At 74.4% G+C, this 903-nt stretch carries 1 protein-coding gene; it reads left to right on the forward strand.

Annotated features, from left to right (window positions below; genetic code table 11):
- Window positions 1-60: 60 nt before the first annotated feature.
- On the forward strand, window positions 61-903 hold an 843-nt coding region (locus tag GDJ97_RS06435; protein WP_152070480.1), incomplete at its 3' end, for a DDE-type integrase/transposase/recombinase.

The raw sequence follows: 903 nt of genomic DNA on the forward strand, positions 1-903 counted from the left end.
AGGGAGGGCTCCGCGAAGCTGTGGATTGTCTAGGTCTGCAGCGAAGAGAGGGGCCCTCCCATGTCACAACATCCTAACGCACGCCTCACGCCTTGGGGCCGTCAGCGGCTGGTCGAGCGCATCGAGGCCGGCGAGGCGGTCGGCGAGGCGGCCCGGCAGATGGGCGTGAGCAGGCAGACCGCCAGCAAGTGGGTCGCGCGGGCGAGGCGGGGCGAGCCGCTGTCGGACCGTCCCGGCAGGCCGGCGCGGCTCGGCCGGCTCACCGCCCCGGAGGACGAGGCCCGGGTCGTGGAGGCGCGCACGTCGCTGCCGCTCGCGCCGCACGCCCTCTCGGCGGTCACGGGCGTGCCGGCCCGAACCTGCGCCCGGATCGTCGCGAGGGCGGGCCTGCCGAGGCTCGCCGACGTGGACCGCGTGACCGGCGAGCCCCGGAGGCGCGGCCCCGTGACCCGCGTGCGCTACGAGCGGGAGAGGCCCGGCGAGCTGCTGCGCGTCGACGTGAAGAAGGCCGCGCGGATACCGGACGGAGGGGGCTGGAGGGCCCGCGGCGCCTCCGAGCTCGACCACGGGCACACCTCGGCGGGCACGGCCTGCCTGCACGTGGCCGTCGGCGACCGGAGCCGCGCCGCCTACGCCGAGCTGCTCCCGGACGAGAGGAAGGGGACCTGCGTGGCGTTCATGGGCCGGTGCCTCGGCTTCTTCGAGGGGATGGGCGTCGCGGTCGAGCGCGTCATGACCGACAACGGCCCCGCGTACCACAGCCGCCCCTTCAACGAGTTCCTCAGCTCCGGGGGCGTCAGGCACAAGTGCACGAGGCCGTACAGCCCCTGGCAGAACGGCAAGGTCGAGCGCATGAACCAGACGCTGGCCCGTGAGTGGCAGTACGTGCGGGCCTGGGAGAGC

It is taken from the genome of Collinsella sp. AK_207A (genome assembly GCF_902501965.1).
In the GTDB taxonomy this organism is placed as follows: Bacteria; Actinomycetota; Coriobacteriia; order Coriobacteriales; family Coriobacteriaceae; genus Collinsella.